This is a genomic window from Stenotrophomonas sp. STEN018, assembly GCF_056760235.1.
In genome coordinates this window covers 1-1182 of the sequence record NZ_JBRREK010000136.1, presented here as the reverse complement: position 1 = coordinate 1182, position 1182 = coordinate 1, and the positions used below count along the sequence as shown (strand labels likewise).

1 protein-coding gene is annotated in these 1182 nt (G+C 42.7%); it reads left to right on the top strand.

Annotation, left to right across the window (positions count from 1 at the left end; translation table 11 throughout):
• Positions 1-372: 372 nt before the first annotated feature.
• On the top strand, positions 373-1182 hold an 810-nt coding region (locus ACVOMB_RS21045; protein ID WP_481532934.1), incomplete at its 3' end, for a protein rep.

Below are 1182 nucleotides of genomic sequence, written 5' to 3'. Positions count from 1 at the left end.
CGACCCCACAATAAAAATTCCAAAACCTTTCTTCCCTGATTACAAGCTCCCATAAAAATCCTAAGCGGGAAAAACCGAGCAAAGCGACGACCCGATTTTTGTTTCTCGAATAAGAAACGCGGAAGCGTGCATTACTGAAAAATCATCACGAATTGGCTAGGGGTGAAAAATCAAAAAAAAGGCATCTGAAAAGGGGGCAAAAATGGGGATTTTTGGGGGTGTTTTTCCTTGTATTTATTATTAAGGGATATCTCTGATTTTAAAAATATGGCTCTAAGCCTTGTGTGGTATGGCTTTGATTGGTGTTTGACAGGTCAATAAAAAAGCCCGTATAGTTGGGGTATCTGACATCCTAACTAACCGAGCTTTTTCATGTCTCAATCTTGCCATAATTCCGACCTCGGAATCAATTTTTTAACAGAAATTTCACCTCATGAAGTTTCTTGGGATGAACATCGTTCCGATGCTGAATCCGTTAAAATTCTCTATAACTACTCCGTTGAACTTTCAAAATATGCAGACCGTATTAACGGCTGTTCAGGTATTTTGAAATTTGGAGTTAACCCCGATCAGGGGAAATTGGTTCTCAAGCAAGCATTTTTTTGCCGTGTCCGTCATTGTCCTGTATGTCAGTGGCGCAGATCTCTACTTTGGAGGGCGGTTATGTTTCAGCAATTGCCAAGTATTCAAGAACGCTTTCCTACCCATCGTTGGGTATTTCTAACCCTGACCGTGAAAAATCCACCTGTTACCGAATTGCGTGACACTTTGAAGCACATGAACGATTCTTGGCAGCGACTCATTCAAACCAAGCGGTTTAAATCAGGTGTTGCTGGTTTTTTAAGAACAACGGAAGTGACCAGGGGGAATGATGGGGACATGATGGCACATCCACATTTCCATGCCTTGCTATTGGTTAAGCCCAGTTACTTCAAGGGTCAAGGGTATATAAAACAAGGTGATTGGGTCGAAATGTGGGCGAAAGCCTTGCGAGCTGACTACTTGCCATCGGTGAACGTGAAAGCCGTAAAAGCCACTTTAGACGAAAAAGGGCGCAAACAGCTCGACAAGGCAATCTGTGAAACGCTCAAATACAGCGTAAAACCGTCTGATTTGGCTTTAGAGGGCGATAAGGGTGCTTGGTTGCATGAGATGACCAAACAAGTCCATAAGATGCGTTTT